This is a genomic window from Candidatus Pelagisphaera phototrophica, assembly GCF_014529625.1.
In the GTDB taxonomy this organism is placed as follows: domain Bacteria; phylum Verrucomicrobiota; class Verrucomicrobiia; order Opitutales; family Opitutaceae; genus Pelagisphaera; species Pelagisphaera phototrophica.
In genome coordinates this window covers 3651209-3676178 of the sequence record NZ_CP076039.1, presented here as the reverse complement: position 1 = coordinate 3676178, position 24970 = coordinate 3651209, and the positions used below count along the sequence as shown (strand labels likewise).

25 protein-coding genes and 1 tRNA gene are annotated in these 24970 nt (G+C 49.6%); 12 read left to right on the top strand and 14 right to left on the bottom strand.

What is annotated here, in order from left to right; translation table 11 throughout:
* Window positions 1-99 precede the first annotated feature (99 nt).
* Window positions 100-885, top strand: coding sequence for a M48 family metallopeptidase (locus GA004_RS15910; protein ID WP_283394866.1), 786 nt, complete (start codon window positions 100-102; stop codon window positions 883-885).
* A 424-nt stretch (window positions 886-1309) separates the two neighbouring features.
* On the opposite strand, the gene GA004_RS15905 is transcribed toward GA004_RS15910, so the two are convergent.
* The 5 genes from GA004_RS15905 to GA004_RS15885 form a co-directional block, all read right to left on the bottom strand.
* A complete protein-coding gene (locus tag GA004_RS15905) occupies window positions 1310-2425 on the bottom strand; it encodes a DUF4340 domain-containing protein (RefSeq protein ID WP_283394865.1) in 1116 nt (371 codons plus the stop codon).
* Window positions 2426-2433: 8 nt separating this feature from the next.
* A complete protein-coding gene (locus tag GA004_RS15900) occupies window positions 2434-4302 on the bottom strand; it encodes a GldG family protein (RefSeq protein ID WP_283394864.1) in 1869 nt (622 codons plus the stop codon).
* 18 nt (window positions 4303-4320) lie between these two features.
* The gene (locus GA004_RS15895; protein ID WP_283394863.1) at window positions 4321-5040 is read right to left on the bottom strand and encodes an ABC transporter permease subunit; all 720 of its coding nucleotides are present in this window, start codon (window positions 5038-5040) and stop codon (window positions 4321-4323) included.
* A complete protein-coding gene (locus GA004_RS15890; protein WP_283394862.1) occupies window positions 5037-5765 on the bottom strand; it encodes an ABC transporter ATP-binding protein in 729 nt (242 codons plus the stop codon). Before GA004_RS15890 ends, GA004_RS15895 begins: the two co-directional genes overlap by 4 nt.
* Before the next feature lie 199 nt (window positions 5766-5964).
* Window positions 5965-6984, bottom strand: a complete 1020-nt coding sequence (locus GA004_RS15885) for a haloacid dehalogenase-like hydrolase (protein WP_283394861.1) — start codon at window positions 6982-6984, stop codon at window positions 5965-5967.
* 186 nt (window positions 6985-7170) lie between these two features.
* On the opposite strand from GA004_RS15885, the gene prfA reads away from it, so the two are divergent.
* Window positions 7171-8268, top strand: coding sequence for a peptide chain release factor 1 (gene prfA / locus GA004_RS15880; RefSeq protein WP_283394860.1), 1098 nt, complete (start codon window positions 7171-7173; stop codon window positions 8266-8268).
* 16 nt (window positions 8269-8284) lie between these two features.
* Entirely contained in the window at window positions 8285-9145 is an 861-nt protein-coding gene (prmC, locus tag GA004_RS15875; protein ID WP_283394859.1) for a peptide chain release factor N(5)-glutamine methyltransferase, read from the top strand.
* A 43-nt stretch (window positions 9146-9188) separates the two neighbouring features.
* On the opposite strand, the gene GA004_RS15870 is transcribed toward prmC, so the two are convergent.
* From GA004_RS15870 to ychF, 3 genes are all read right to left on the bottom strand, one after another.
* A complete protein-coding gene (locus GA004_RS15870) occupies window positions 9189-11528 on the bottom strand; it encodes a carboxy terminal-processing peptidase (protein WP_283394858.1) in 2340 nt (779 codons plus the stop codon).
* A gap of 66 nt (window positions 11529-11594) precedes the next feature.
* Window positions 11595-12446, bottom strand: coding sequence for a rhomboid family intramembrane serine protease (locus GA004_RS15865; RefSeq protein ID WP_283394857.1), 852 nt, complete (start codon window positions 12444-12446; stop codon window positions 11595-11597).
* Between the two features lie 253 nt (window positions 12447-12699).
* Entirely contained in the window at window positions 12700-13803 is a 1104-nt protein-coding gene (ychF, locus tag GA004_RS15860; protein ID WP_283394856.1) for a redox-regulated ATPase YchF, read from the bottom strand.
* 95 nt (window positions 13804-13898) lie between these two features.
* Between ychF and rpsP the strand changes: the two genes are divergently transcribed.
* From rpsP to GA004_RS15830, 6 genes are all read left to right on the top strand, one after another.
* Window positions 13899-14174 carry a 30S ribosomal protein S16 gene (gene rpsP / locus GA004_RS15855; RefSeq protein WP_283394855.1) on the top strand — a complete coding sequence of 92 codons (276 nt, stop codon included), beginning with the start codon at window positions 13899-13901 and terminating at the stop codon, window positions 14172-14174.
* 116 nt (window positions 14175-14290) lie between these two features.
* Window positions 14291-14962 (top strand): tRNA (guanosine(37)-N1)-methyltransferase TrmD, encoded by a 672-nt coding sequence (trmD, locus tag GA004_RS15850; protein ID WP_283394854.1) that lies wholly within the window; start codon window positions 14291-14293, stop codon window positions 14960-14962.
* 4 nt (window positions 14963-14966) lie between these two features.
* Complete coding sequence (rplS, locus tag GA004_RS15845) at window positions 14967-15329, top strand: 50S ribosomal protein L19 (RefSeq protein WP_283394853.1); 363 nt, start codon at window positions 14967-14969, stop codon at window positions 15327-15329.
* A 181-nt stretch (window positions 15330-15510) separates the two neighbouring features.
* Window positions 15511-17487, top strand: coding sequence for a transketolase (tkt, locus tag GA004_RS15840; RefSeq protein WP_283394852.1), 1977 nt, complete (start codon window positions 15511-15513; stop codon window positions 17485-17487).
* A gap of 73 nt (window positions 17488-17560) precedes the next feature.
* Entirely contained in the window at window positions 17561-17998 is a 438-nt protein-coding gene (locus GA004_RS15835) for a GNAT family N-acetyltransferase (RefSeq protein WP_283394851.1), read from the top strand.
* A 34-nt stretch (window positions 17999-18032) separates the two neighbouring features.
* Entirely contained in the window at window positions 18033-18755 is a 723-nt protein-coding gene (locus tag GA004_RS15830; RefSeq protein WP_283394850.1) for a copper homeostasis protein CutC, read from the top strand.
* 11 nt (window positions 18756-18766) lie between these two features.
* On the opposite strand, the gene GA004_RS15825 is transcribed toward GA004_RS15830, so the two are convergent.
* The 3 genes from GA004_RS15825 to GA004_RS15815 form a co-directional block, all read right to left on the bottom strand.
* On the bottom strand, window positions 18767-20131 hold the full coding sequence (locus tag GA004_RS15825; protein WP_283394849.1) for a 3-keto-disaccharide hydrolase: 1365 nt from the start codon (window positions 20129-20131) through the stop codon (window positions 18767-18769).
* Between the two features lie 565 nt (window positions 20132-20696).
* Window positions 20697-20948: a hypothetical protein gene (locus GA004_RS15820; RefSeq protein ID WP_283394848.1), complete on the bottom strand. Its 252-nt coding sequence runs from the start codon at window positions 20946-20948 to the stop codon at window positions 20697-20699.
* 111 nt (window positions 20949-21059) lie between these two features.
* Entirely contained in the window at window positions 21060-21800 is a 741-nt protein-coding gene (locus GA004_RS15815) for a VPDSG-CTERM sorting domain-containing protein (RefSeq protein WP_283394847.1), read from the bottom strand.
* Between the two features lie 164 nt (window positions 21801-21964).
* On the opposite strand from GA004_RS15815, the gene GA004_RS15810 reads away from it, so the two are divergent.
* Both GA004_RS15810 and GA004_RS15805 read left to right on the top strand, forming a co-directional pair.
* Window positions 21965-22510 (top strand): hypothetical protein, encoded by a 546-nt coding sequence (locus GA004_RS15810; RefSeq protein ID WP_283394846.1) that lies wholly within the window; start codon window positions 21965-21967, stop codon window positions 22508-22510.
* 65 nt (window positions 22511-22575) lie between these two features.
* Window positions 22576-23109 carry a hypothetical protein gene (locus tag GA004_RS15805; RefSeq protein WP_283394845.1) on the top strand — a complete coding sequence of 178 codons (534 nt, stop codon included), beginning with the start codon at window positions 22576-22578 and terminating at the stop codon, window positions 23107-23109.
* Between the two features lie 21 nt (window positions 23110-23130).
* On the opposite strand, the gene GA004_RS15800 is transcribed toward GA004_RS15805, so the two are convergent.
* The 3 genes from GA004_RS15800 to GA004_RS15795 all read right to left on the bottom strand — a co-directional run bounded on the left by GA004_RS15800 (window position 23131) and on the right by GA004_RS15795 (window position 23845).
* Window positions 23131-23367 carry a hypothetical protein gene (locus GA004_RS15800; RefSeq protein ID WP_283394844.1) on the bottom strand — a complete coding sequence of 79 codons (237 nt, stop codon included), beginning with the start codon at window positions 23365-23367 and terminating at the stop codon, window positions 23131-23133.
* 92 nt (window positions 23368-23459) lie between these two features.
* Window positions 23460-23585, bottom strand: a complete 126-nt coding sequence (locus tag GA004_RS18295) for a helix-turn-helix domain-containing protein (RefSeq protein ID WP_425492874.1) — start codon at window positions 23583-23585, stop codon at window positions 23460-23462.
* A 183-nt stretch (window positions 23586-23768) separates the two neighbouring features.
* Window positions 23769-23845: transfer RNA gene (locus GA004_RS15795), tRNA-His, on the bottom strand.
* Between the two features lie 179 nt (window positions 23846-24024).
* On the opposite strand from GA004_RS15795, the gene trpA reads away from it, so the two are divergent.
* Window positions 24025-24831 (top strand): tryptophan synthase subunit alpha, encoded by an 807-nt coding sequence (gene trpA / locus GA004_RS15790; RefSeq protein WP_283394843.1) that lies wholly within the window; start codon window positions 24025-24027, stop codon window positions 24829-24831.
* Window positions 24832-24970: the final 139 nt, after the last annotated feature.

Below are 24970 nucleotides of genomic sequence, written 5' to 3'. Positions count from 1 at the left end.
GGTCTCCTTGGATCCCTATTGCGGTTGACGGGTCGAAAGGTAAGTTAGTTAATCCGAAAGTGAGCTTCGTCCGTACTATAAGGCGTGATTGAACAATCTATGGACTCGATAATGAAACTGCGAATGATAGCGATCGCGTCGCTAGTAGCCATAACCTTTTCAAGCTGCAGCACTGTGCCAGTGACGGGGCGCCGTCAAATCAACCTCATGTCGGATACCGAGGTGGTGAAGATGACCAAGGTGGCGTTTGAACAAATGAAAGCGCAGTATCCGAAGTCGAACGATCCGCGCATGAACGATTGGTTGCTGAACGTTTCTGAACGGATTTCACAGCAAGTGTTCTGGGACATGCCACTAGCGGAGTGGGAGTTCATTGTCTTTGACGTTCCAGGCCAGATTAACGCTTTCGCGATGCCAGGCGGTAAGGTCGGAGTATTTTCGGGTCTGTTCGGCATGGTCCAGTCCGAAGACGAACTGGCGTCGGTGATTGCTCATGAAATCGCCCATGTGACCGCGCGTCATACGCACGAACGGATGTCTCAGGCTGGGATAATGAAAGCCGGTTCAGGCGTCTCATCGATTTTTTCGGGAGGACTGAGCGGACTAGTGTTAGACCCCTCCTTGACGGGTCAACTTGCTGCATGGGACCGGGCAAAAGAATCCGAAGCGGACCAAATCGGAATTATGTATATGGCTCGCGCGGGTTATAATCCCAATGCGGCGATCAAGGTTATGGAAAAAATGGCTGAGATGAGTCCGGGCGGCGGCGGAGGTACGCCTTGGAACTCGACTCACCCGTCTTCCCAAGAGCGGTTGGATGCGCTCCACTCTTATTTGCCGGAAGCCATGGAAGCATTCGAGAAGGCGAAAGAAATGCAGTTTTAGTTTCCGCGATTCAGCATCTAAGCTCTCTTTAGCCTAGGTGGTTGCGAAATTTGCGGCACGAATGGGCAATATTTCAGGTCGGCGTTTTCGACTAGATAGACAGTTGGGTATCGTTGTAAATTTTTTCGTTTAAAGATCGCATTTTAGCGTTTCTCTTGTACCCATATCGACCTTCCAAAGTGAATCAACTCGGAATTCCCGGGTTAAGGAATTTATTCCTCCTTAGCCGACATCAGCTTACTCTGTAAGGCTCGCTCGAAGTGATCGCAAGGCTTTGGCTAAGGAATTGCAAACAGATGTCTTGGGGCTAAAGAAGCAGCTCATCGAGGATTAGGAAATCGAGGTGTCAATGGGCACAATACAATAAAAGGCCGACTCTCTGGTGAGGACCGGCCTTGGCAAATTAATTGGTTTTAAACCCGGCTTAGGGCGATTCCTCGGCACGAGGAACCACTAAGGGGGCGGGCGTCTCTTCAACCGGTTCAGGGGCGTCAGAGATCAGGGCATCCAAAGATTCTGGCAGACTGGTGAATTGGTAAGAACTCACTTCGAATGCAGATCGGCTCATGTATTCGTTAACTGGATCGCTTGCATCACTGGGTGAAATAAAGAAGTAGACCGGGCCTTCTGGTGTCACCACCTCTTCTTCCATTTCCGTAGTCTTCTCCCCGTTCTCGTCTTCCTTTTCGACTTCCTTCTCTATCTTCACTTCCGGTTGGCGTCCGATTTTAAACTGATAGCTTTTGCCGTTGTTCAGTTGGAGATCGAATTGATGGCTGTTCTCACGAGCAGCGACTACGTTGGGTCCATCTTTGTCTGCGGTGGCGGTGAAGCTGAGCCCGGCAAATTTCGACGCTATTTGTCCAACAGAGCTCTGGTTCAGGATTTTCTTTTCCGGAAGCGAGTCATCTGTGGTCCAGTCCGAGTCGGCATTGTCGCGAGTTGCCGAAAGCTTGTCTCCGTTTTGCATTGTAGCGGTGATCGCTGTCACGTCGCTCGCTTCGAAGGTAACCAGTTTTTTCTCCAGCCAAGAGTCGAGATTGGAGTCAATGTAGAAGGTCGTATTCACTAGAAATGCCTTTTCCTCGCCATTGAAGCGGAGGAACTGGCGTCCGTTTTCGGTCTCCTTGCCGAGCCCGAAGGCAACGATATCGTTATCGAGTTTGTCGATGAACTGAATGCGGTCACCTCCCTCAAAGCCTAAGGTAGCGATCCTATCCGGGTTTTCACTCACAAGTCTTTGAAGCTTCGCTTCGGAAACATTCCGGGCTAGTTGTGAGATACGATTATAACTGGTGGGAAGACTGTGTTTCTCTTCCAGTACCCAGGCCTTTTTTTCCTCGTCATTGACAAGCGTGATCTTCTCGCCATCGGTTTCGACAACGATTTTTGCGGTGTCGCGAAGATTCGCGGGGTCGACTACATTAGAGCCCACGCGTTCGTCGAGCAAGGGGGCACTGCTAGTGCGAGTTAAAATGCTGGTGATGATTGCAAGGACAGCAAGGACTCCAGCGCTGATGTATAAATGCTTTATATTCATTGTAAGTCTTAGCGTGCTTTTTGTTTACGCATGCGGTAGAAAATAAAACCGAATATGACGAGACCAATGGGCGAGTATCCGATATTCAAGGATACTAGCTTCCACTTGAGGGCGTCGATGTCTTTTCGTAGTTCACGCCGAATGACACGTCTTTCTGCTCTCATGTTCGCTTCGTTTTCCCGAAGCTCCTGCAAGGCGTTTGTAAGCTCTGGGCCCGCAACGATTAATCCTGTGCCCTGTTGTTGGGTTACTAGTTGCTGTATCTCCTGATTCATTTCGGAGATCTTTTCCTCAACTTCCTGAAGCTTGATTTGATATTGTTTCTGAGCTTCAACTTCCATCGCTTGGACGCGGTCGAACGATCTGGCCTCTTCTCCTTTGCTGCGGATGCCAATCAGATCCTGACTTCCGCCAAGGAACTCGATGACGTTTGTACCCATGGTCAAGTTGTCATTGATTGGCTGAATGGTCATCATGCCGAGGAAGTTTTGACGCTGGATGGAAAACTGGTCGAGTAGCCAGTCGGTGTCAGTAATTATGAATACATTGCCTTCTCCCGTGTAGAGTTGATCGGATCCCCCTGTGGTTTCTCCACTTTCTGGCGAAGCACTCGGATCGGAGGGCTTTCCATTGGGAAACGCCGTCGTAAACTCTCCGCTGAGCAATCCGGCTACAGTCTGTTTTTCGTTAGAGGCTTCCAACTGATTCAAGAGCGCTCCTTGCTGGGCAAACTGAAGCATCATCCCGGCGACGCTGCCGGCACTTTCAGTTGTCTGCAAAATCGGCTCGATAGTGAGCTTAGAGCTTTCGTCCAAGCCGAGGCTCCCCGCTTCGAGAAGCAAGACAGCATTGAGCTCAGCGGCCGGAAGGAAGTCTTCGGCTACGTTGTCTTCGCGAAAAATGAGCCAGGCTGGCTGCATGGTATTCTGTTGAGTATATGCGATGTCAGGATCGGCGAGCGCTTCACTAGCGGAGTAGCTGATACCCCAAGTAGAGAAGAACGGTTGGAAATCGCTCGAAGTATTCGGATTGGGGCGACCCATCATCATCTGATTCTGTTGCTGTTGGCTTCTGAAAAAGAGCGATGAGGGATCGACTGCTAAGAACATAGGCTTTCCTGACAGCGTGAACTGGTCGATGTCAAAGAGAAGCGTTTCCGGAAGCCCGATGGGATGGACCACCATCAGCATATCTAGGTCTTGTGGCAATTCCGAAGCTGTAGGCTCGATAACCTCAACATTGAACGAGCTCTCGAGCTCGCTGATGATGTATTGGTCCTCTTGTGGCGGTTGTCCGGGCATCATCGGCATCGGAGGTGCCTTCAGCGGCAGCGTGCTGATCAAGCCCAATTTTGGCTTGGACAACTGCTGCGCTTCATGGACCGCTTTTGCGATGTCGTATTCAATAGAGCCTTCTTTATTCCAATCGAAGAAGGGAATCACGTGTTCGGAATCCCCCTGGCTGATCACCAATCCAAGGAAAATGGTGTCTCCATTTGGCAGGCTTTGGCCATGGACACCTGCGGCGATCGCGTTTTCCTCCGCAGGCGTATCGGGTTCAGGGTCGATCCGATCTAAAATGACCTTTCCATTGGCGGCCCGCTCGAACTGAAGGAGCATCTGTTCTACGCGATCTCCAAAGTTCTGGATGTGCATCTTGATTTGAGGTGAAAGCCCCTCGACTGATCGGGTCCGGTAAAAGTCGAACCGAACCGGTTCTTCGACTTTGGAGAGCAGCGATTTGGCACTGTCCGAGAGCGTAAAAGAATTTCCCGCTGTCATATCAATCCTTAGTGGTATGGATGAAAGGACGTAGTGTAGCAGGAGAAAATTTACGAGGATGAGAATGGCGGCGTGAATTTTTGTACTCGTTTTCATGTCAGTGTATCCCCGTTTCTAATTTTCCAAAACGATTATATTGATGCCCAGGAAGGCGATGGTCAGGACAATGAAGAACGATACGGCGCTTAGTTCAATGAGTCCACGAGTCATCGTCTGAAAGTGATTGAGAAAACTGAAGTTGCCTAGGAAGTCTAGGAGCCCAGGGGAAGCAATATTCTCGAAGATCGTTAGCAAGATTTGCGAACCGAAGAGTGTGACCAGCACGCAAATCAATACGCTGATGACAAAGGCGATCACTTGGTTTTTTGTCAAAGCCGAGCAAACTGAGCTAATAGACAGATAGGCAGCGGCCATGAGAACGGATCCGAAATAGCCGGAGAAGATGATTCCCCAATCCGGATTGCCAAGGTAGCTGGTGGTCAGGGCCAGGGAAAAGGTCAGTGCCAGAGCGATCCCGATGAACGCCCAGGCTGCGAGAAACTTTCCGAGGACAGCGCTGACGGTTGGGATTGGGAGTGTAAAGAGAAGCTCGATACTGCCCGACCTTTTCTCTTCGGACCAAAGCCGCATTCCTGTGGCAGGAATGAAAATGAGGAAGGTCCAGGGAAGGAAGGTCCAGATGGTGTCTAGACTTGCCTGGTTGCTTTCATAGTAGCCGGCGAAAATGGCTAGCCCAATTAGGACGATATGGAAAACGGCCAGAATCACGTAGCCGACGGGTGAACGGAAATAGCCGAAGAACTCTTTCTTAAATATAGGAGCAATCTGGTTCATGCGTATGCCTTACTGTTGGTGATTTCACGGAAAATTTCGTCGATGGAAGATCCGGGTAGTCGTGTTTTGAATTCCTCAGGAGTTTCGTTCACGCGTACTTTTCCTTGGTCGATGACGATGATGCGATTGCAGATCGCTTCGACTTCCTCGAGAATATGAGTAGATAGGATGATAGCTTTTTCCTCAGCCATTGCCTTTATCAAGTTCCTCACCTCGTGCTTTTGGTTTGGATCGAGACCATCGGTAGGTTCGTCGAGTATGAGAACCGGTGGATCGTGCAGGATGGCTTGGGCGACACCGACTCTTTGACGGTATCCCTTGGAAAGCGTTTCAATAGCCTGATTTTGTACAGTTTGCAGGTGGCACTTTACGATGACGTCGGCTAGGCGGTCGTGAATTTTGTCCTTCGTGCGATAGCCTCTGGTTTCCGCGACATAGGTCAGGAACTCGACAACCGTCATCTCTGGGTAGGCAGGGCTGCTTTCTGGCAAATATCCGATGCGTCTTTTCGCTTCCATCGGATTTTTCTGCACGTCGAATCCCGCTACTGAGGCGGTCCCAGCAGTCGGTGAAAGGTAGCCTGCTATCATTTTCATCGTGGTAGACTTGCCTGCTCCGTTAGGTCCAAGAAAGCCTAGAATATCGCCTTTCTTGACCTCGAAGGACACGCCGTCGACGGCTCGTAAGTCGCCATAGTCTTTGACTATATTATCTACAATTACCATTAGAGGATCAGTTTTTTAAGTTTAGGGTGAGAATAGATTTGTTTTACCGGCTCAAGTTCCGGGTTGAATCAGGGTTTTTAGATTTTTTGATCTTGAGGGCGATGCGTCTAGCGAACGAATCGAGAGATTTCAAGTATTTCGTTGGAAGTTCTACTAGAATTCGAATGATTCTAGACGGCTAAAGCTCAATGGCTGAACTTCAGATCTCTAGCGAATCCTGCTCCGCAATATCCGCTTCGGCTTCGGGAGTCTCGACCTCGTCCTTTAGATGCCTCGGGGGCTCTGCGATACGTTTAGCGAAATTCGCTTCCCGATCGGCGACGATTCGGTCGCAGATTTTCTGAACGTGTAAACGAAGCCACATAGAAGTATTGGAATCCTCGGAATACCGTGCCGGACCGTAGGCATGAATGCGATTTGTTTGCAAAAGGAGGTCGTTCTGGGCGAACTCGGCCTCGTTGCTCGGTTTATAGACGGCGTAAGCCTTTCCTCCAAATTTGCGAACGACGGAGAAGCTCGGTACGTCGCTTGGCCCATCGGCGATGTAAATCATGTTTTGAAAAGGAATGCGACGGTCTTCGTGGGCCAGTTTAGCGTTCACGTCGATCGCGCCGTCTTTGTTAGAGCCCTTGTTGATCTCGAACAGGGCCCGAGTCTTGGTCGTATTGTCGATCATCATGCCGATTTGGCTGATTTCCTTGTCAGTCTCCATCGCTAGTTCGTCTTGGGAGAGAAAACCTGGCAAAAGGGGTTTCTCGATGAACTCCGATCCCCAAATCCCGTCGATGTAGGGGGCTATTTCGCTGCCGCGAATCATCTCTGCCAAGCCCGTACTGACAATGTAGTGCTCGATTTCGATTTCGTGCTTTTCGTATTCAGGTTTGGAGCGCGCTTCCGCTCTCAACTCGCTGAAGAATTTCGGCAGCCCCTTGTAAAACTCGATTTCAGCCCCTAGGGTTCGGAGCAGTTCGTTGTTGAGGCCTTTCATCTGGCCGTTGCGAACGTGAGTGAGGATGTGATTAAGGTATACGCTCTCGCCTGACACGTGATAACCGCGCTCCTTGTAGCGTTCCGCCATGGCGTTGGTTTCCTTCCAAAAGCGATCTTCGTCGATTTGATATCGCTCGAAAATAGGCTGCTGCATGTAGCCGGGTATCAGCGTTTTGTCGAAATCCCAGATGAGGGCTATTCTGTTTTGGGTGAATAGTCCTTGTGCCATAGGAAAAAAAACGCCTTAAGGTTGCGACTGCAATTGCCAATTTCGATGAGAGCGAAGTAATCACGTTGGACTAAGAGGAGAAACGAACCTATCGATTTTTCAGTGGTTGTCTTATCTCTTCCTGCATCTTCGTTAAATTGAGATTTGCAGTTTTAAGATCGAGTCGGCATTGCTGCTTCCTTTCCTATGGCGATCGAGCTTCCAGATATTTCCACATTTCAAAAACGCGTTGAAGAAATCGACGGGTTTATGAATCAGCCTGACTTTTTCAATGATACCCGCCGTTCGGCAGCACTATCTAGAGAGCAAATAAAATTGCGTCAGCTACTCGAGGACCATGCTGCTCTGGAATCGGCCAAGGCTGCCTTAGTGGAGCACAAAGGGCTGCTGGAAGATCCCAATGGAGATGAAGAGCTCAAGGAGCTTGCCTTGGAAGAGCTTCCTGAGTTGGAGGAGCAAGTAGCGAGTTTAGAAAGCAAGATCCTCGTTTCCATGATACCCCCTGATGATTCTGATTCGCGGAATACGATCGTTGAAATTCGTGCGGGAGCGGGAGGTGACGAAGCGTCCTTGTTTGCGGGAAGCCTTTACCGAATGTATACTAGATTGGCGGAACGTCGTGGCTGGTCGATCGAACAGCTCGGTTCGAGCGAAAGTGGCATCAGTGGATTCAAGGAAGTTTCCTTTCTCATTCGAGGGGAGGAAGCTTACAAGCAAATGAAGTTTGAGAGTGGAGTTCATCGCGTTCAGCGGGTGCCTGAAACAGAGTCTCAAGGGCGCATACACACTTCCACTGTAACAGTCGCCGTGCTTCCCGAAGCCGAGGAAGTGGATATTCAAATTGATACTCAAGAGCTGGAGATAACCGTTACCCGAGCCAGCGGTCCAGGTGGGCAAGGCGTCAATACGACCGATTCTGCCGTACAAATCCTTCACAAACCGACCGGGATTATCGTGCTTTGTTCTGACGAACGTTCGCAGATTAAGAATAAGGCGAAGGCGATGACGGTTTTGCGGTCTCGATTGCTTCAGGCGAAGGAGGACGAAGAAAGAGCCAAGTACGCCGAAAATCGCAAAAAGCAAGTGGGCACTGGAGACAGAAGCGAGCGAATTCGAACCTACAACTTTCCTCAAAGCCGACTGACTGATCATCGAATTGGACTCACCATCCACAGCTTGAATCAGGTGATGGAGGGCGAGCTCGACGAAGTGATTGAAGCGCTTCAGAAGGAAGATCAGAAACTGAAAATCGAGAGTCTAATGAGCGGTCAATCTCAGGTTTAGAAATTGTAGAAAACCCGTGGGTAAGGCACTTACAGTTTTGGATGTAGTTCGAAAAAGTGCGGACTTTCTCGAACGTAAGCAAGTAGAGAACCCGCGATTAAATGCGGAGTGGCTCATCGCCCACGTGTTGGGAATGGGCCGAATGCAACTCTACCTGCAGTTTGATCGGCCTTTGCAGGAGCCGGAACTCGGGAAGATGAGGGAATATGTTGCCCGAAGAGGAAAGCGTGAACCGTTGCAGTACATTATTGGTCAAACTCCGTTTCTCAATCTAACGATTAAATGCGATCACAGAGCACTGATCCCGAGACCGGAAACAGAGCAATTGGTTGAACAAATCATTGATCTTGGATCAGAGATCGATGAAGAAGTGCGTATACTGGATTTGGGTACAGGCTCAGGGGCGATTGCGCTTGCTTTGGCGATGCACTTCCCGCGTTCACAGGTGGTTGCGATTGATGAAAGCATCAAAGCTATCGATCTGGCGAAGGATAACGCCTTACATTGCGGACTTCAGAACAGAGTCGAGTTTGTCCAGTCAGACTGGTTTGAGAAATTGGGAGAGGCGGACTTATTCGATTTGATTGTCGCGAACCCCCCGTATTTGACGAAAGAGGAGCTGTCTTATGCGGAAAGCGAGGTAAAGGATTTCGAGCCGGTGATCGCGCTCGTTGCTGATAACGCAGGTTTAGAGGATTTGCTAATTATCATTGAAGGAGCCTTTAAACACCTTGAAGAAGGGGGAACGCTCTGGCTCGAAACTGGAATAGAACAGCATTCGGCTCTGCTGGATTCCTGTAACCGGTATGGGTACAGTGAGAGTGAAGGAATCAACGACTGGAGCGGTCGGCCTCGGTTTGTCCGTGCGAAGCGTTAGCGGGCTATCTCCAAGAATCTGAAAACTATGTGCCTGCTGAGGCTTAGTTAATCAGCTTTTCGAAACGCGATTTAGAAGAAGCCAGTGGAAGCGCGGGCTGTTTCCAGTCGTTGATATTTGGAGACGCATTCACCGCATCTACCATAATGCGAAGGGTTTCCCTAAGCTGTATATCAAAATCTGGAACAGGTTCTTCGTCCTCTTCCTCCTCGTCGCCCGCTTCATTTTCGGCAACTTCGATGTCCGAATCTTCACTGGGAGTGAGTTCAGTCTGAGCGAGTTCGCCGTCTTCTTCTAGGAGAACCACTTCGGAACTCGCTAAATCGGGTTCTTCCTCCTCTTCGTTCTCAGCTTCCTCTTTTAGAACGGTATCGAGTTTTACCTCAGTTGAATCGAAGTTTATTTCGGCCAATTGGCGCTGTTTCTCCTTCATTTGGTCGATGAACTCTTTGTCCTCTTCCATGATGAGTTTACGTTTTTCCAGATTGAGGGAAATCGTCTTCTGCTCCTCTCGTTCCTCATACCAGCCGATTCGCTGCTTCAAGAACCCGAATTCCTCCAACTGCAAGCGCCTTTGTTTACTCTGTTCTTGCAGGGTTTCAATGAACGGTTTTTTGAGAGTCATTTCCACGAAGAAGCGCGCAGGTTTTATATAGTCCCAAGCGAGGGCGTTGTCCAAGTCGGCTTCACCCACCGCAGTGATGTCAGCAACTGAAGGTAATGAAATATCTGATACGACACCTTTTCTCTGAACGGAAAACCCGTTTGGCAGGTAGTACTTTTGGATCGTTAACTTTGCCGCACCGGCCTTGTTGCTAGAATTGTAAGCACGGAGGACATAGTCTTCGAGCGGGAGGACCTGTTGGACGGTTCCTTTTCCATGCGTGCTGTCATTGCCTATTATCAATGCGCGGCCATAATTTTGCAGAGCTCCGGCTAGGATCTCCGATGCGGACGCACTGTGGCGCGAAGTTAGGACTGCCAGGGGACCATTATAAACGACTTTCGGGTTGCGGTCTGATCGGGCGAGGATCTTTCCGTAGGAATCTTTCACTTGAACAACCGGTCCTCTCGAAATGAACAGCCCGGTCATGTCGACGGCTTCGTTGAGTAATCCCCCTCCGTTTCTTCTAAGATCTAGGACGATCCCTTGTACCCCCGCATCCTTCATTTTCAGGACGAGCTCTTCGACATCAGTCGTGACACTGGTTATAACCCGATTTCCTTGATCGTCGATTTCATCGGAGCCATAAAACCCGGGAATGTCGATGACACCCATTGACATGGTAGATCCAGAAGCGGTCGGGACGGTGAAGATCTCTCCTTCACAGCGGCTCGAGTTGATGCGGACGGTATCGCGAATAATACTCACGACCCGTCGTTCCGATTCGTCGACAGCATCTGCAGGGATTATCGTGAGATTTACGACGGAGCCTTTTTCGCCCCGAATTTGATCGACCACCTTACGCAAGCCCATGTCGATAATGTCAACTGGCTCTCCATCCCCCTGGGCGACTGCTACGATCCGGTCGTTGGGTTTGAGATCGGTCGTATTCTTCGCCGGTCCGCCGGGTATTAATTCACGAATCACGCAGTAGCCATCCTCTTCACTGAGCAGGGCTCCGATTCCAACAAGGGACAGTCTCATGTGAATACTGAAATCCTCGAACGTATCCGAGGAGAAAAAGGTGGAATGGGGGTCGAAGATGTGGGTGAGGCTCGTTAGGAAGACCTCCTGCACGTCACTCGAGCCGAATTCTTTGATGCTGCGAAGCTGACGCTCGTACCGTTTGGTAATGCGTTCTTTTGCCTCCTCAGTCGTCTTGTCATTTAGAAGCTCTTGCAGCATTTCCTGCTTAAGCCGCTTTACCCACAGATCGTTTGCCTCCTCCTCGGAAGCCGGCCATGGGCTCTTGCTCCGATCGTACTCGTACTCGTCTTCGCCGTCGAATGTCCATTCCTGTTCGAGCTTTTCTAGGACCCACTGAATTCGCTCGAGTGAGATTTCCCGGTATTTACTGTAGATGTTGAAGGCGGCGTCCAGGTTTCCTTTGTGTCGCATTTGCATGCTGAGACGTGAGGCGTAGGTGTCGATGAATTGGTCTTGGTCAGACTGGAGGAAATAGAGGTGGTTGTAGTCGAGCTTGCTCATGAACTCGCGAATCAATTCGATAAAGGCCTCGTCTGAGATTTCCTCGTTGTTGAAGTGCAAGGTTTCCAGCATTTCGATTACCCGCATCGTTTCCTGTGACATGAGATCCGTTGGCGCCAAGACTGGCAGCTCTGCGGGATCGATCAAGGGCTCCTTGTCGGTAAGCGCGTAGCTGATCGTTATTGCGGATAAGAGGGTGATGGTGGTTAGGAAAGCGTATCGTTTAAGCATCTCGCGTTTATGGCTGGTTCTTTAATTGTCTATGACGCGTCTGGAAAATATCTGGTCTCGTACCGTTTATCTTTTCTTCAGGAGATCTCCTGCTTCATCGAGTATTTTCTTTTCGCTATCAGTCAGCGCTCCGAAGCCTTGGCTGTTGATCTTGTCCAAAATGCGGTCGACTTCTTTTTTGAGATTGCCAGGAGGACTGATGTTAATTTTGTAGGGAAAAGTTTTGGTGGTAGCCCTCTTAGGTTTGGGTTTAAACCAGTCTGGCATCTTGAAATCTTCCGCTTTTCCGGGCTCAGGGTTTCGCAGGTAGATTAACTTGTAGAAAAGGTAACCACCGATCATCCCCCCAAGGTGGGCTGAATGGGCCGTGCCGTGCCCATTTAGGAGTTCGAAGAAAATTAGACCAAACGCAGCGATACCCAATGAGATGTAGAGCAGGACCTTCGCTTTCATGCGGATGACCATCATGAAGTAAATATCGCTTTCCGCGTACATCAGCCCGAAACAGGTGATTAGGCCGAAGACCGCTCCGGACGCGCCATAGACGGCGTGCGATGGCGTGGCGAAACTGACAATATACCATAGAATCCCTCCCACTAAGGTAGAAATAAGGTATAGACTGACGAATCGCTTTTCGCCGAGTTCTGGAAGAAGCGCCCTCCCGAGGAAGAAAACACCGATCATGTTTCCTACTAGGTGGAAAACGCTTTGGGTGCTATGGAGGAAAGAGTAGGTTATGAAACTCCAGATGTACGGCCCTCCTAGCTCGCTTGTCGTCAGCGCGAAAAAACGGAAAAACCTTTCACCGCCGGTTAGCTGCACCGCATAAATGACCACATTGAAAATGATGATACCAAGTACCAAGTTCCGGGACCGGGTACTGCCATTTTGCTGCATGTAGGGTCGATCGTAAAGCATGCGTTAATTTAGGATCATCATTTTTTGGGGAATTACAAGGAAGCTATCGCGTAAATTATCGCTAGTTATTATGTTTCTATTAGGGGTTTTGCTGCGATTGGGTTCTTTTACCCACGTTGTTCGCCCTTTTGACGATGAAATCGTTGATTTTCGGCAGTTTGCATAAATTGCATTCATGGTCCATCCGAGACCCTATTAGGTTCAAATGGTTCAATGAAATCGATCGGAATTTTGGCGATCTAGCAGCGAGGCGCTAGTTGTTGAACCGGAACAAGGCGACATCACCGTCTTTGAACGGGTATTCCTTGCCTTCGAGACGGTATCTACCGGCATCCCGAGCTGCGGCGACACTTCCCAGCTCTGACAGGTCGTCGTAGGACACGACTTCCGCTTTAATAAACCCCTTTTCGAAATCCGTGTGTATGACTCCGGCGGCTTGAGGAGCCTTCATGCCGTGAGTGAAAGTCCACGCTCGGACTTCTTTCTCGCCCGCGGTGAAATAGGTTTCGAGACCCAGCAAGGCGTAGGTGGCTTTGATTAGTAAGGAAATGCCCGAGTCTTCAACTCCAAGATCTGCCAGAAATTCCGCGGCTTCCTCCGAACTAAGGTCGATTAGCTCAGACTCAATTTGGGCGCTGATGACCACGCATTCAGCGTCTTGGCTTTCCTTTGCATAGGCTTTTACCTTGGAGACGAGATCGTTGCTCTCAGAGTCTGCCAAGTCGTCTTCCATTACATTCGCGGCGTAAATCACGGATTTTGAGGACAACAAATGAAGTCCCTTCATCACCAAGTCTTCATCTTCAGAGACCTCGAGGGTATTGGCGGGCTTACCTTCATTCAGGTGGGGAAGGAGTTTGTCGATCATCGTGCATACGGCTTGGGCCTCCTTGTCGTTGCCCCGGGCCTTCTTCATCGCTTTTTCTCGCTGCCGCTCCACCGATTCCAAGTCTGCGAGTACAAGCTCTGTATTTATAATTTCGATATCCCGAATGGGATCCACTGATCCCATGCTATGAATGATGTCATCGTTCTCAAAGCAACGGACGACTTGCACAATTGCGTCAACTTCTCGGATATTCGCGAGAAACTTGTTTCCGAGTCCTTCTCCTTTGCTCGCCCCCTCAACGAGTCCCGCGATGTCGACAAACTCAATCGCGGCGGGAATGACCACCTCGGTTTTCGCGATCTGCTTAAGAACGGCGAGACGCTTGTCTGGTACGTTCACAACGCCGATATTGGGATCAATGGTGCAGAAAGGGTAGTTGGCCGACTCTGCTTTGCGGGTTCGAGTCAACGCATTGAAAAGCGTAGACTTGCCAACATTGGGGAGACCGACGATACCTGCTTTGAGCATAGGCGACGAACAACATTCAATCGGATGTTGCTTGACAAGACCCAATTTTGGTAAATCTTCCTCGTCTATTTCCGAATTTTCCAGGACACCGAAATATGGCCTTAAAGATCAAACTTCAGAGGGGTGGAGCTACCCACAATCCCATATACCGCATAGTGGTCGCAGAGGCTCGCGGACGCCGCGATGGACGCTTCGTCGAGAAGCTCGGCACCTATACCCCGAGAGCACAGGGCCAGCAGATTGAACTCACTTTGGATGTGGAGCGTGCTGACTATTGGACTTCCGTTGGTGCAAAGGCAACGGAAACGGTTGGAGGCCTCATTAAGAGAGCTCGTAAAGAAGCGCCAGCTTCTGTCGAAGCAGAAGCTTAAATCAAGAGCGCTTGTCCTTTGAATTTCTAACCCGGTTTTCGAGCCGGGTTTTTTAGTCCCCAGAGACTTGCCTTGAATCGATTAGCGGATTGCCCCTTTGTCTTAGTTGGACACCCATGAAAATTGACGTACTCACGCTCTTCCCGCAAATGCTGGATGGATTTCTATCTGAGAGCATGATGGGACGGGCGCAGGCGAGCGGATTGGTGGAGGTCAATGGCCACAACCTTCGGGACTGGGCCAAGGGTAAGCACAAACAGGTCGATGACCGCCCGTTTGGCGGCGGAGCGGGCATGGTCCTGATGCCGGAGCCGATCTTCGATGCCTTCGAGACACTGCAGACTCCGCAAAGCCACCGCATATGCCTTGCTCCGGACGGTGAACCTTTGACGCCTTCGATTGCCGAGTCGCTCTCCCGGAAATCGCACCTGATTTTGCTGAGCGGCCATTACGAGGGAATTGATGAGCGAGCGCGTAAAAACCTGATCGATCAGGAGATCAGTATCGGCGACTATGTACTGACCAATGGCACCTTGGCAGCGGCGGTTTTGATCGACTGTTTGTGTCGATTTTTACCCGGTTTTTTAGGCGAAGAAAAATCATTGACTAGCGAAAGTTTCCAAGGCAGTTTGCTCGACTTTCCTCAATTCACGCGTCCCGCGGTGTTTCGAGATATGCCAATTCCGGAGGTTCTTTTGTCCGGAAACCATGCAGAAATCGAGATGTGGCGCCAAAGGAAACGGGAGGAAAGAACGCACAAGCGAAGACCGGATTTACTAGAGGATTAATATAATGAACCAGATTGTTAAAGATTTGAATCAAGACCAGCTCAAGACTGATATTCCCCCTTTCAAGGTAGGTGATGGTGTTAAAGTGCACACTTTGGTGAGAGAGGGTGACAAGCGTCGCGTCCAGATATTCTCTGGTATCGTAATTGCACGAAAGGGTTCGGGCATTCAGGAGGCATTCACGGTTCGTCGTATTTCCTACGGTGAAGGCGTTGAAAAAGTGTTCCCGGTCCACAGCCCCAACGTTTCCAAGATTGAGATCGAGAAGGAATCAAAGACAATGCGTGCCCGCATGTACTACCTTAGGGGACTCGTTGGCAAGAAGGCCATGCAGGTGAAGGAAAAGCGTCTGGCCCGCGGCCACTGATATCTGCCCGAATGTTTGATTTTAATCAGGCTGCCCTTTTGGGCAGCCTTTTTTGTGCTCGGGATCGTCGCTGTCTCAATCCCCCGTGAAAGAATTAAACGGCCATTTTACCCTTGAGCCCTTGGACAGGCAAGATAGACGTGGGGCCTTCGAAACCTTGTTCGAATTTTCGCAATCTGAAATGAATAAAGATATCCTTCAAATAGCTGCCAATCAAGCCCGCGGGCTCGCCATCGATGCGGTTCACGCCTGCCACTCAGGACACGTGGGCTTGCCACTCGGATCAGCCGAGATTGGTGCGGTCCTGTATGGGCATGCGCTGAGTGTTAATCCGGACGAGCCGCGTTGGCTAAACCGCGACCGTTTCATCCTCTCGGGCGGTCATGGAAGCATGTTCCTCTATAGTTGGCTACATTTGGCGGGATTTGATCTGGATTTGGAGGAACTCAAGAATTTCCGCCAACTTCACAGCAAGACTCCAGGGCATCCAGAATTCAAGGAAACCGCAGGGGTTGAAAGCACAACGGGTCCCTTGGGACAGGGAATTGGCAACGCGGTTGGGTTTGCCGTCTCCCAGAAAATGGCGTCAGCAAAATTCAACACGGACACCCATACTATATTGAACAACCACATCGTGGCCTTGGCGGGCGATGGTTGCATTCAGGAGGGGGTTGCCCAGGAAGCATCTGCGCTCGCGGGGCATCTGCACCTCGATAATTTGATTGTTTTCTATGACAGTAATGACGTCACGCTCGATGCGATGGCGGATAGGTCTCAGAGCGAAGACACCGCTATGCGATATGAAGCGTTGGGATGGGGTGTTGTCACAATCGATGGACATGATCTCGATGCTGTGGCAGCAGCGTTTAGCGATGCCAAGGCAGCGAAGGGTAAGCCTCAGTTGATTATTGCCAAGACCGAGATTGCTCGAGGGATTCCGGAAGTTGCCGGGACGAGTGCCGGCCATGGGGAGAGCGGCGCGATCAAGCATTCTGAAAACGCCCACCAGATTTTAGGGCTACCAGAAGAGCGTTTCCACGTTTCCGAGGATGTTCGAGCTTATTTCGCTGAACTGAAGCAAGTGCGTACTGAAGTTTATAATACTTGGAAAACGACCTATGATGAGTGGGCCGAGGCCAATGGTGAGCTAGCAGCTGCGTTGGAGGCGGGAGGGTCAGCTCCGGTGGACGTTGACGATCTTTTGTCGAAAATTCCGGTAGCGGAAGTAGACGCGAAACTGGCAACGCGAGCGGCAGGGTCGAATGTCCTGCAGCCTATCGCACAGGCCCGTCCCGAATTGATTAGCGGTTCTGCGGACCTCCACGGATCTACGAAGAACTACATTAAAGATGGAGGCGATTTTCTGCCTGGAAACGAATCGGGACGAAACTTGCTCTTTGGGATTCGCGAGCACGCCATGGGCGCCTTGCTTAACGGGGTGGCTTACGATGGGATTTGGAGAGCTTCGGGAGCTACCTTCATGGTGTTTGCGGATTATTTGCGACCTTCGATCCGATTGGCTTCCTTGGCGGGTCTTCCTGTGATCTACATTTTCACCCACGATTCGGTTGGAGTGGGTGAGGACGGTCCGACACATCAACCGGTTGAAACGGTTTCTGGTCTAAGAGTTATACCCAATCTGGACGTGATTCGCCCTTGTGATACGGAAGAGACCGCGGGAGCGTTTGTGGCGGCCGTGGAGCGTCAAGACGGTCCAACTGTGCTTTCGCTCACGCGGCAAGGTGTGCCCAATATCAATACGGTGACTTCTGAAGAACGCCGCCACGGAGTTCTCAAGGGAGGGTACGTGATAAAAAAAGAGACCGGACCTTTGGAAGTCATCTTAATCGGAACCGGTTCGGAAGTGCAGCATGCCATTGCCGCAGCGGATGAAATAGGTCCCGGTGCCCGTGTCGTGTCGATGCCTTCAATGCTGAGATTTGATGGCCAAAGCGATGAATACAAAGAGAGTGTTTTACCTTCTTCCTGTACGAAACGGATCGCGATTGAAGCAGGTGTCACGGGGCTTTGGTACAAGTATGTCGGCTTGGAAGGAACAGTCCTAGGAATCGACCGATTCGGTATTAGCGCTCCTGGGAATACGGTCATGGCCGAATTGGGAATGACGGGATCGAATGTTGTTTCGGCAGCAGGCTGATGAAGGCGAACGTCTGATTGATTTAATTATTTGGCCTCAGTCGCGTTCTGCGGTTGAGGCTTTTTTTCAGCCCATGAAACGCCATTTTTGTGAAATTGCTTACGGTTCTCCTGAATACGAAAAGGTGTTCTTGCTTCGCAACCAAATCTTGAGAGAGCCATTTGGGCTGGATTTCCGTTTGGAAGACCTCTCTTGGGAAGCGTCCTCTCACCACTACGCGGTTTTTCAAGGAAATGAAGCCATTGCCTGCGTGATCGCCATTCCAGAGCGCGATCATTGTTACCGTATTAGGCAGATGGCGACAAAGAAGGAAATACAAGGGCAGGGGATTGGCTCGAAGCTAATGCGAAAGGTCGAATCTGAATTGGCAGGGAAGGGCGGCGTAAAAATCAGTTTGAATGCACGGGTCACCGCGCTCGGATTTTACCAGAGTCTTGGGTATCATTCGGTTGGTGATGAATTTGTAGAAGTTACGATTCCGCATCAGAAAATGGAGAAGCGGCTTCAATGATCGATAATAGGAAAAATCAAGAGGGGATTCTGGCATGGTAAAGGTAGAAGCGTGCATTCGAGGCGACGCAGTTGAAGAGACTGTTCTATTTGCGAAGGCCGCATTCCAGGGCGGAGCGGATACCATCGAGCTTTGCGGATCGATGCACCTCGATGGTTTGACCCCGCCCAGAGAAAGTATTGAAGCGGCTCGATTGGCTTTTCACCGTCCCGGACTTATAGTGATGGTGCGACCGAGGGGCGGAGATTTTTGCTACTCCAGTTATGAGATTGCGGAGATGCGGAGAGAGATCGAAATCGCGGCAGAAGCCAAAGCGGATGGAGTGGTGCTGGGTGGATTGACAAGCGGGGGAGAAATTGACGTGCCTCAAATCGGACCGTTGATCGAGCTGAGCCATTCTTTGGGTTTGAAAGCGACTTTTCATCGCGCTTTCGACGCGGCGAGAGACGTCCCAGAATCACTGGGCATCCTTATCCAATTGGGTATTGATCGAATTCTTACCAGTGGGGTGCCTTGGGGAGAATCGGGATCAGCCCTTGACGGGGTATTCGTACTCAACCAGCTTATACAGCAGTGTGCGGGGAGAACGGAAATCGTTATCGGTGGTAGTGTCTCGCCAGAAAATGTCCCGCTAGTTCTGAAGGAGCTTCAGTCTTGGAAAGGGGACTTATCCGTTCACGCGTATTCAGGCGTGATGGAAAACGATAAGACGTCTGAAAGGAAAGTCCGCTTGCTGGTTGACGCGGTGTCGTTATAATTTTCGAAAGACTAGAGTTCGCGAATTTTGAGACTGCGATAGCTTACCTCATCGTTATGGTTTTGAAGAAGCAGAAGTCCTTTTGCATCCAGTCCAAAATTTTCGTACTTCTCATATTTGCTACGAGCCACGAGTGCATCATAAATATTTGATCCGCGTTCGTATTCGACGACGTTAAAGCCGTTTAACCAATGTTGGACCGTTCCATTGGGAAAAGCAACGATACGACCATGATTCCAGCTACCTATGTGAAGAGGGACTTTCCGGGTTTGGACTTCTTGATATCGGGGTATCAGATCGTACAGCGAAGCACTAGTGCGATTACCGACGACACCTTGTTTGGCGTCAGGATGCATGTTGTCGTCAAGTACCTGATATTCTAATCCAAGATACTTCGCTGCTTCTCCGGGTTCGGCGAAGTCGGATACGAAGTATTTGACTCCGCTATTGGCCCCTTCTGTGAGTTTGAACTCAAAATCAAATTCAAAGGCACCATATGCCTTCTTTGAAACGAGGTCCCCTACCTTAGAACCGGCATGGATCATTAACTCCTCATCTTTTACTTCCCAGTCTTTGTTAGAAAAAGCTTCTATCCCTTCGGCACTCTTCCATTCATTCGTTTTTCGGCCATTGAAGAGAAGCGTCCATCCCTGTGCCTTTTCCGAGCTACTCAGGAAATTGGGTTTGATGTTGCGAATGTAAATTCCCTCAGGTGGGGATAGTTTGGGCGATTTTGTATTGATCCTAAGGTTACGCCAGCGGACTTTATAGCCTTCGTGTTCTGAACCTCTGATGCTGTGAACTTGGAGCCCAATGAAACCAGAAATCGTTTTTTCATCTACAAGGTGCGAAACTTGTTTCCCGTTGAGAAAAGTTTGTACCTCGTTTCCGACGCATTCGATGCGGGCGGTGTTCCATTGCTCGTTCTTGAATAAATAACGAGCCGGCTCATTGTAGCTGACTGGATACAGCCAGCCTCGATTCGCTTCATCGTAAATTCCAGCGGTCCATGCCCGTTCAGCCGTATCCAATTCGAATTGGTAGCCGTAGACTCGGCCATCGGGGAGATCCGGATTCGGCTTAGTGTTACTGCGGAATTGAACACCTGAATTGAGGCCATCTTGGACCCACACTTCGAACTCCAGAACGAAATCCGTATAGGCCCTCTCGGTCGTCATAAACGAGTTAGGTGTATTGGCGACACTGGTTCCCGTGACCTCTCCGTTTTTGATTTCGTACTTGGCAATACCTCCAAGCTGCTCCCATCCCTCAAAGGAGCTGCCGCTCAGGAGCGGATCCCAGTCGTCGGCGAAGGAAGCGAGTGATATTAGGAGGGATAGTTTAGTCGTTGTTAGGGTCCAGGTAAGCTTGTACATACAAGTGCTAGGATGCTGACATATGACCGACCATCAAGCAGTTTGTCGTGTAGGTGGGCTTGAAAAGCTGAGTTGCTAGGCTGTCGCCTCATGGCGTTGCTTTCATTGATACCGCAATCTTCTCTTCACTTCTTTGTGCAGAACCGCTTGTCGAATGTTTACCGGTCCTCATCTTGGCTGATGCCTTGTAGGTAGGGTTTCGTTTCTGTTGCGAAACCGCTTCCGAACTGATGAATGGTGTGGCTAGCGGGATTCGAAATCGGTTACTGCCTAGGGGACAATACTTTACCTAGGTAAATAAGTGTATGAAATACCATTTAGCTGCATTAGTCTGCACTGATTATAATAGAAGAATGACAGGAAATTAGACGACGAGCACGTTTTTCTCAAGCAGCCCTAAGATCCCCCAAGCATCAGCCACATGAAGCGGTAGGATCTCATCGAAAAAACCATTATCATCATCACATAACCGAAAAAGTAGTTTACTGATCGATACGACCTCGTGACCTGCTGATTTTAAACGATGCCCTCAACCCGCTTTTTGTCCTGAATATGGGTTACCATTTCACCGATTGCGGGTCTGATGAATAAAGCGTCCCGTCTGCAGAGCCGCTCTCGCCGGGACGCAAATCGGACAATTGGTGTAGGTATTTCCATCCGTGTGATACATATCAAGCCAATCGAGACCTGTTACGGTATCGGTAGTGAAGCCCCCGTTGTCTATCAGTGCGGCTTCGGTCAAGGAAGCTGAGATTAGCAAGCCCATCGTTACTGCGAAGAGCCTAATTTTGAGCAGATTCGCGGAAAGCTTCATCATATTTACCTCATGCATGTCTCGTACCAAGTGAAACAAAATGCACCCTGATCGTGCTACCAGGGTTTCTTGCAAAAAGTAATGGCTACCTAAGCTATATCCCAAAAGTGACGCCTACCCTAATCTCCGCCTAGCAAAGGCTAGAGCCGCTACACTCACTCCAAGAAGAGCTGCCGTAGACCCTGTGTCGGGGACATCGATAATTGCGTTAACCGTGAAAGCACCCCCAGAGGCAATGTCACCAGTAAAATTGACAGTGATGGATTCCTGTGTAAATGAGTTCGCGAAAGATAGACCCGTAGTGTCATCGGATATCGTAACACCCGTAAGTTGGCCGCCAAGGGATACGTCCAGATCAGAAAATTCAAAATAGGATCCTGAATTGAAAGTTTTGGTTGTAGACCCCGAATAGGTAACTGAAAACAGATCATTATGAGGATCTATGTTGAAGTAGCCCTGCAGAACGTTGATATTATCCGAAGTATCCATCGTAACGTTTGTGCTATAAGACTCTACCACACCACCCTGGTTGGGAGAGAAAGTTTGCATGTTGATGGTATCTTGGTGGAAGCCAGCCACTCGCTGTAGTAGGTGTAGTGTTGACTCTTTTTGGATATTGTGATCTGACAGCGTCATCCCGTCTCTTACATAATTCCCTGCGAAGACTAACCACTGCATGTCAGGGGCTATTCCTTCTTTATCCTGAATTTTAGCCTTAACGTTCTCAATTGAGTCAGAAGGCTCAACTTCCAGCGTGACTGTTTTTCCAGTAGGTGTCTTCACAAAAACCTGCATTCCATACGACGTGGAGAGAAGTAAGGAAGATACCACAACGGCCATTAAAAGCTTTTTCATACTGCTAATTTAGCAAATCCTGGCCCTAGTGTCTACCTGATCAACCTATCAGGATTTCTTGCAAAAAGTAATGGCAACCTAAGGTCATTCCGTATCAAAACGCTGCCGGACGTGCCACTTAGTACTTCCTCTGAATGCGGCTTATTCTTAATTAATGCCGCATTATGAAAACAAACACCTTCATCACATTAAGTACAGCAACTGCCAACGTCGGGGTCCTTGTAGGACTGGTATTCCTTATCTTTGAAATTAAACAAAATTCCGCCATCGCTCTTTCTCAAATACGTCAGGAGAGAACCCTTAGCATTATTGATGAATACTCGGCTATCGCCCAGGATGAAATCTTCAGTGACCTCTTAGCTCGGGCACTGAATGATGGCGACTTTGATTCTGTTACAAACAAAGAGTGGAATCAGCTGGTCCATTATGAGCTGGCTCGGTCTGTCCGACTTGAAGATGTCTTTTTCCAATATAAAAAGGGGCTACTTGATGAAAGCGTTTACCTTTTCAGCATCTCTATGGCCGCTAGTCGTCTTCCAATTTGGAAATGGTTGAACGTCTCCGAGCCTAATCCAGAATTTGCAGCAGCTATAGATGCATACATGAGTACCGATGACTTTACACCTTCAGCACTGGCTATTCAATTTGCCGAATGGTCTGCGAATAAGGACAGCCCTAACAAGGGCCTAGGTACGCCAAAAGTGTTTTAGGCACATAGAGAAATCGGAATAAGAATTTGTGCTGAGTAGATGTCTCCATTAATGCGGGAGTCATTGTGAAATCCAATTCAGTCCAAATTCTCACTACAGTACTTAGTAACGTCGCCGTTTTAGCCGGCCTTGTTTTCCTTATTATTGAGCTAAGACAAAACTCAGAAGTAGCCACCTCGCAAGCAAGGCAACAACGGAACGTGAATTTGTACCAGGCATCGCTTGCAAATGCTCGCGATGATGAGTTCTCAGAACTGCTCGGTAGAGTGTTTCGTGATCATAATTTTGACTCAGTAAGCAAGGGAGAGTGGGAACAAATTGCCCTTTATCAAAGAGCGAATATCATGAATCTTGGAGATATCCGCTTTCAGTGGAATATGGGGTTGATGGATTATATTCCTTACGAGCTGGAGCTAAGAAAAGCTGCAAATCGTAGAGAACTTTGGCAGTGGCTCGGTGGGCTACGCGTTCCCCACGCCGACTTTTGGGAAGATGTGGATGAATTAAAGAAACAACCTAGCTTCCGTTGGCATCCTTTCACGTTGGCTTTCAGGGAATGGTCTAAAGACAAGGATCCTCTGGCCAGAGCCTTTTACTAGACTGGCTTCAAAACCTTTGAGCTAATTGTCCGCCAGTTGACCCATCCGTTCTCGCACCTTAGCCAGCGTCTTCTCATACTCTTCCTGAGTGACAACATTCCTAGTGAACGTTGTATCCTTCTTACGCTCCTCAATGCGATGAATCTGCTGCCAACTCTTTTCCTTGGCTGTTGAGACGTAATACACATCGCGGAACGTAGTTTTTAGCTTACCACTCTCCATACGCTCTCGGAGCTTTTCAATGATGTCCTCTTCCAAAGAATGCAGGTTAATGAACAGCTGCTTGCTCAGCCTCGCCCCCACCTCTGTCCATTTGCCAAGATGATCGGCATATTCAAAGATAGTATGTTTTATGGTTCGGTGATCGATCCCATGCCTTCGTACTTGCTCCTCCAGCGGTAGAAGCTCTGGGAGCTGATGTTGGGCTTGCGACAGATCTCCTCAGTCCGATGCCCCGTATCGGTCTCCCTCAGCATCCGGATTATCTATTCGGTCGTGCGTGTTGTCTTTTTCATCGATGATGTCCTTACGTTGATCGACGAAAATCACCTCATCAAAAGTGGACGAGCTCGCGGGGCCCCGACTAAAACTACATTGGCAAACAAATAGCAGTAAATAGCCTATTAAATTCCTTAGTAGCTCTTACACAGAGAGTTAAATGGGGTGGCTAACGGGATTCGAACCCGCGACCCCCGGTACCACAAACCGGTGCTCTAACCAACTGAGCTATAGCCACCATCCTTCGAAAAAGGAGGGTCTTAAATTCCACCGAGGGGTAGGGCTGTCAATGCCTTTTTGAGGGAGAGCCGGTATTGATCCGATTAGATTGGATGGCCCTTGAGGCAATGCGTGTTTCAATGATGCGATTCGTTCTATATCTTGACCTTCTAGAGGGGGTTCTTAGTTCCTATCCCGATGAACCGTATCGAGAACGCCTTCAGTAAAGCCAAAGCGGAAAATCGTTCTGCTTTCGTGTCCTATGTCTGCGCGGGAGATCCCAATGTGGAGGCTTCTTTGGAGATTTGCCGTACCTTGATTAAATCGGGCGTGGATGTTCTGGAAATTGGTGTACCTTTTTCTGATCCGCTGGCGGATGGTTTAACCAACCAACTGGCTGCCGAACGAGCTCTCGAAGCGGGGACGACGGGGGAAGACGTTTTCAATTTGGTGCGGTTCTTGAGGAAGGAGAACGATACGGCTCCGGTGGTCTTCTACACCTATTACAATTTGATGTTCAGCGTCGGGTTGGATGCCTACGTAGCTGAAGCGAAGGAAGCGGGAGTCGATGGTTTGCTGGTTCTTGATCTGCCCCCGGAAGAAGCGGGAGATTACATGGCGTCTTGTGAGCGTTGCGGCATGAAGACCGTGTTCCTGCTCGCCCCAACGACTCCAGAGGAAAGGGTCAAGCACATCGCCCAGTGTGCGACAGGATTTATTTACTACGTTTCCCGAACAGGGGTCACTGGCGTGCGAGACAATCTAGCCTCGGATCTCGGAGAGATGGTTGCGATGATCAAACGGCACTCGGACAAGCCGCTTGTGGTTGGGTTTGGAATACACAATCGCGATCAGGTTCGAGCCGTAGCTGAGCTTGCAGATGGAGTAGTTGTTGGTAGTGCGATCGTAAACACCATCAAGGACAATTTGGGCGACGAGTCTGCCATGCTGAACCGTATGGGTGAACTGGTGACGGACTTAGTTGAGGGAACCAAACTCGGCTAGGAGACGGTTCGATGGATTTGAGTGGGTGCGAGGAGATCTCCCATAACGAAAAAAACCGCGGTCGTAACCGCGGCTTTGAAAGAGATGGATACTTGTTCGCGATCAGCCTTTTTGGTCAGTCAGAACTAGCTAGAGGGCC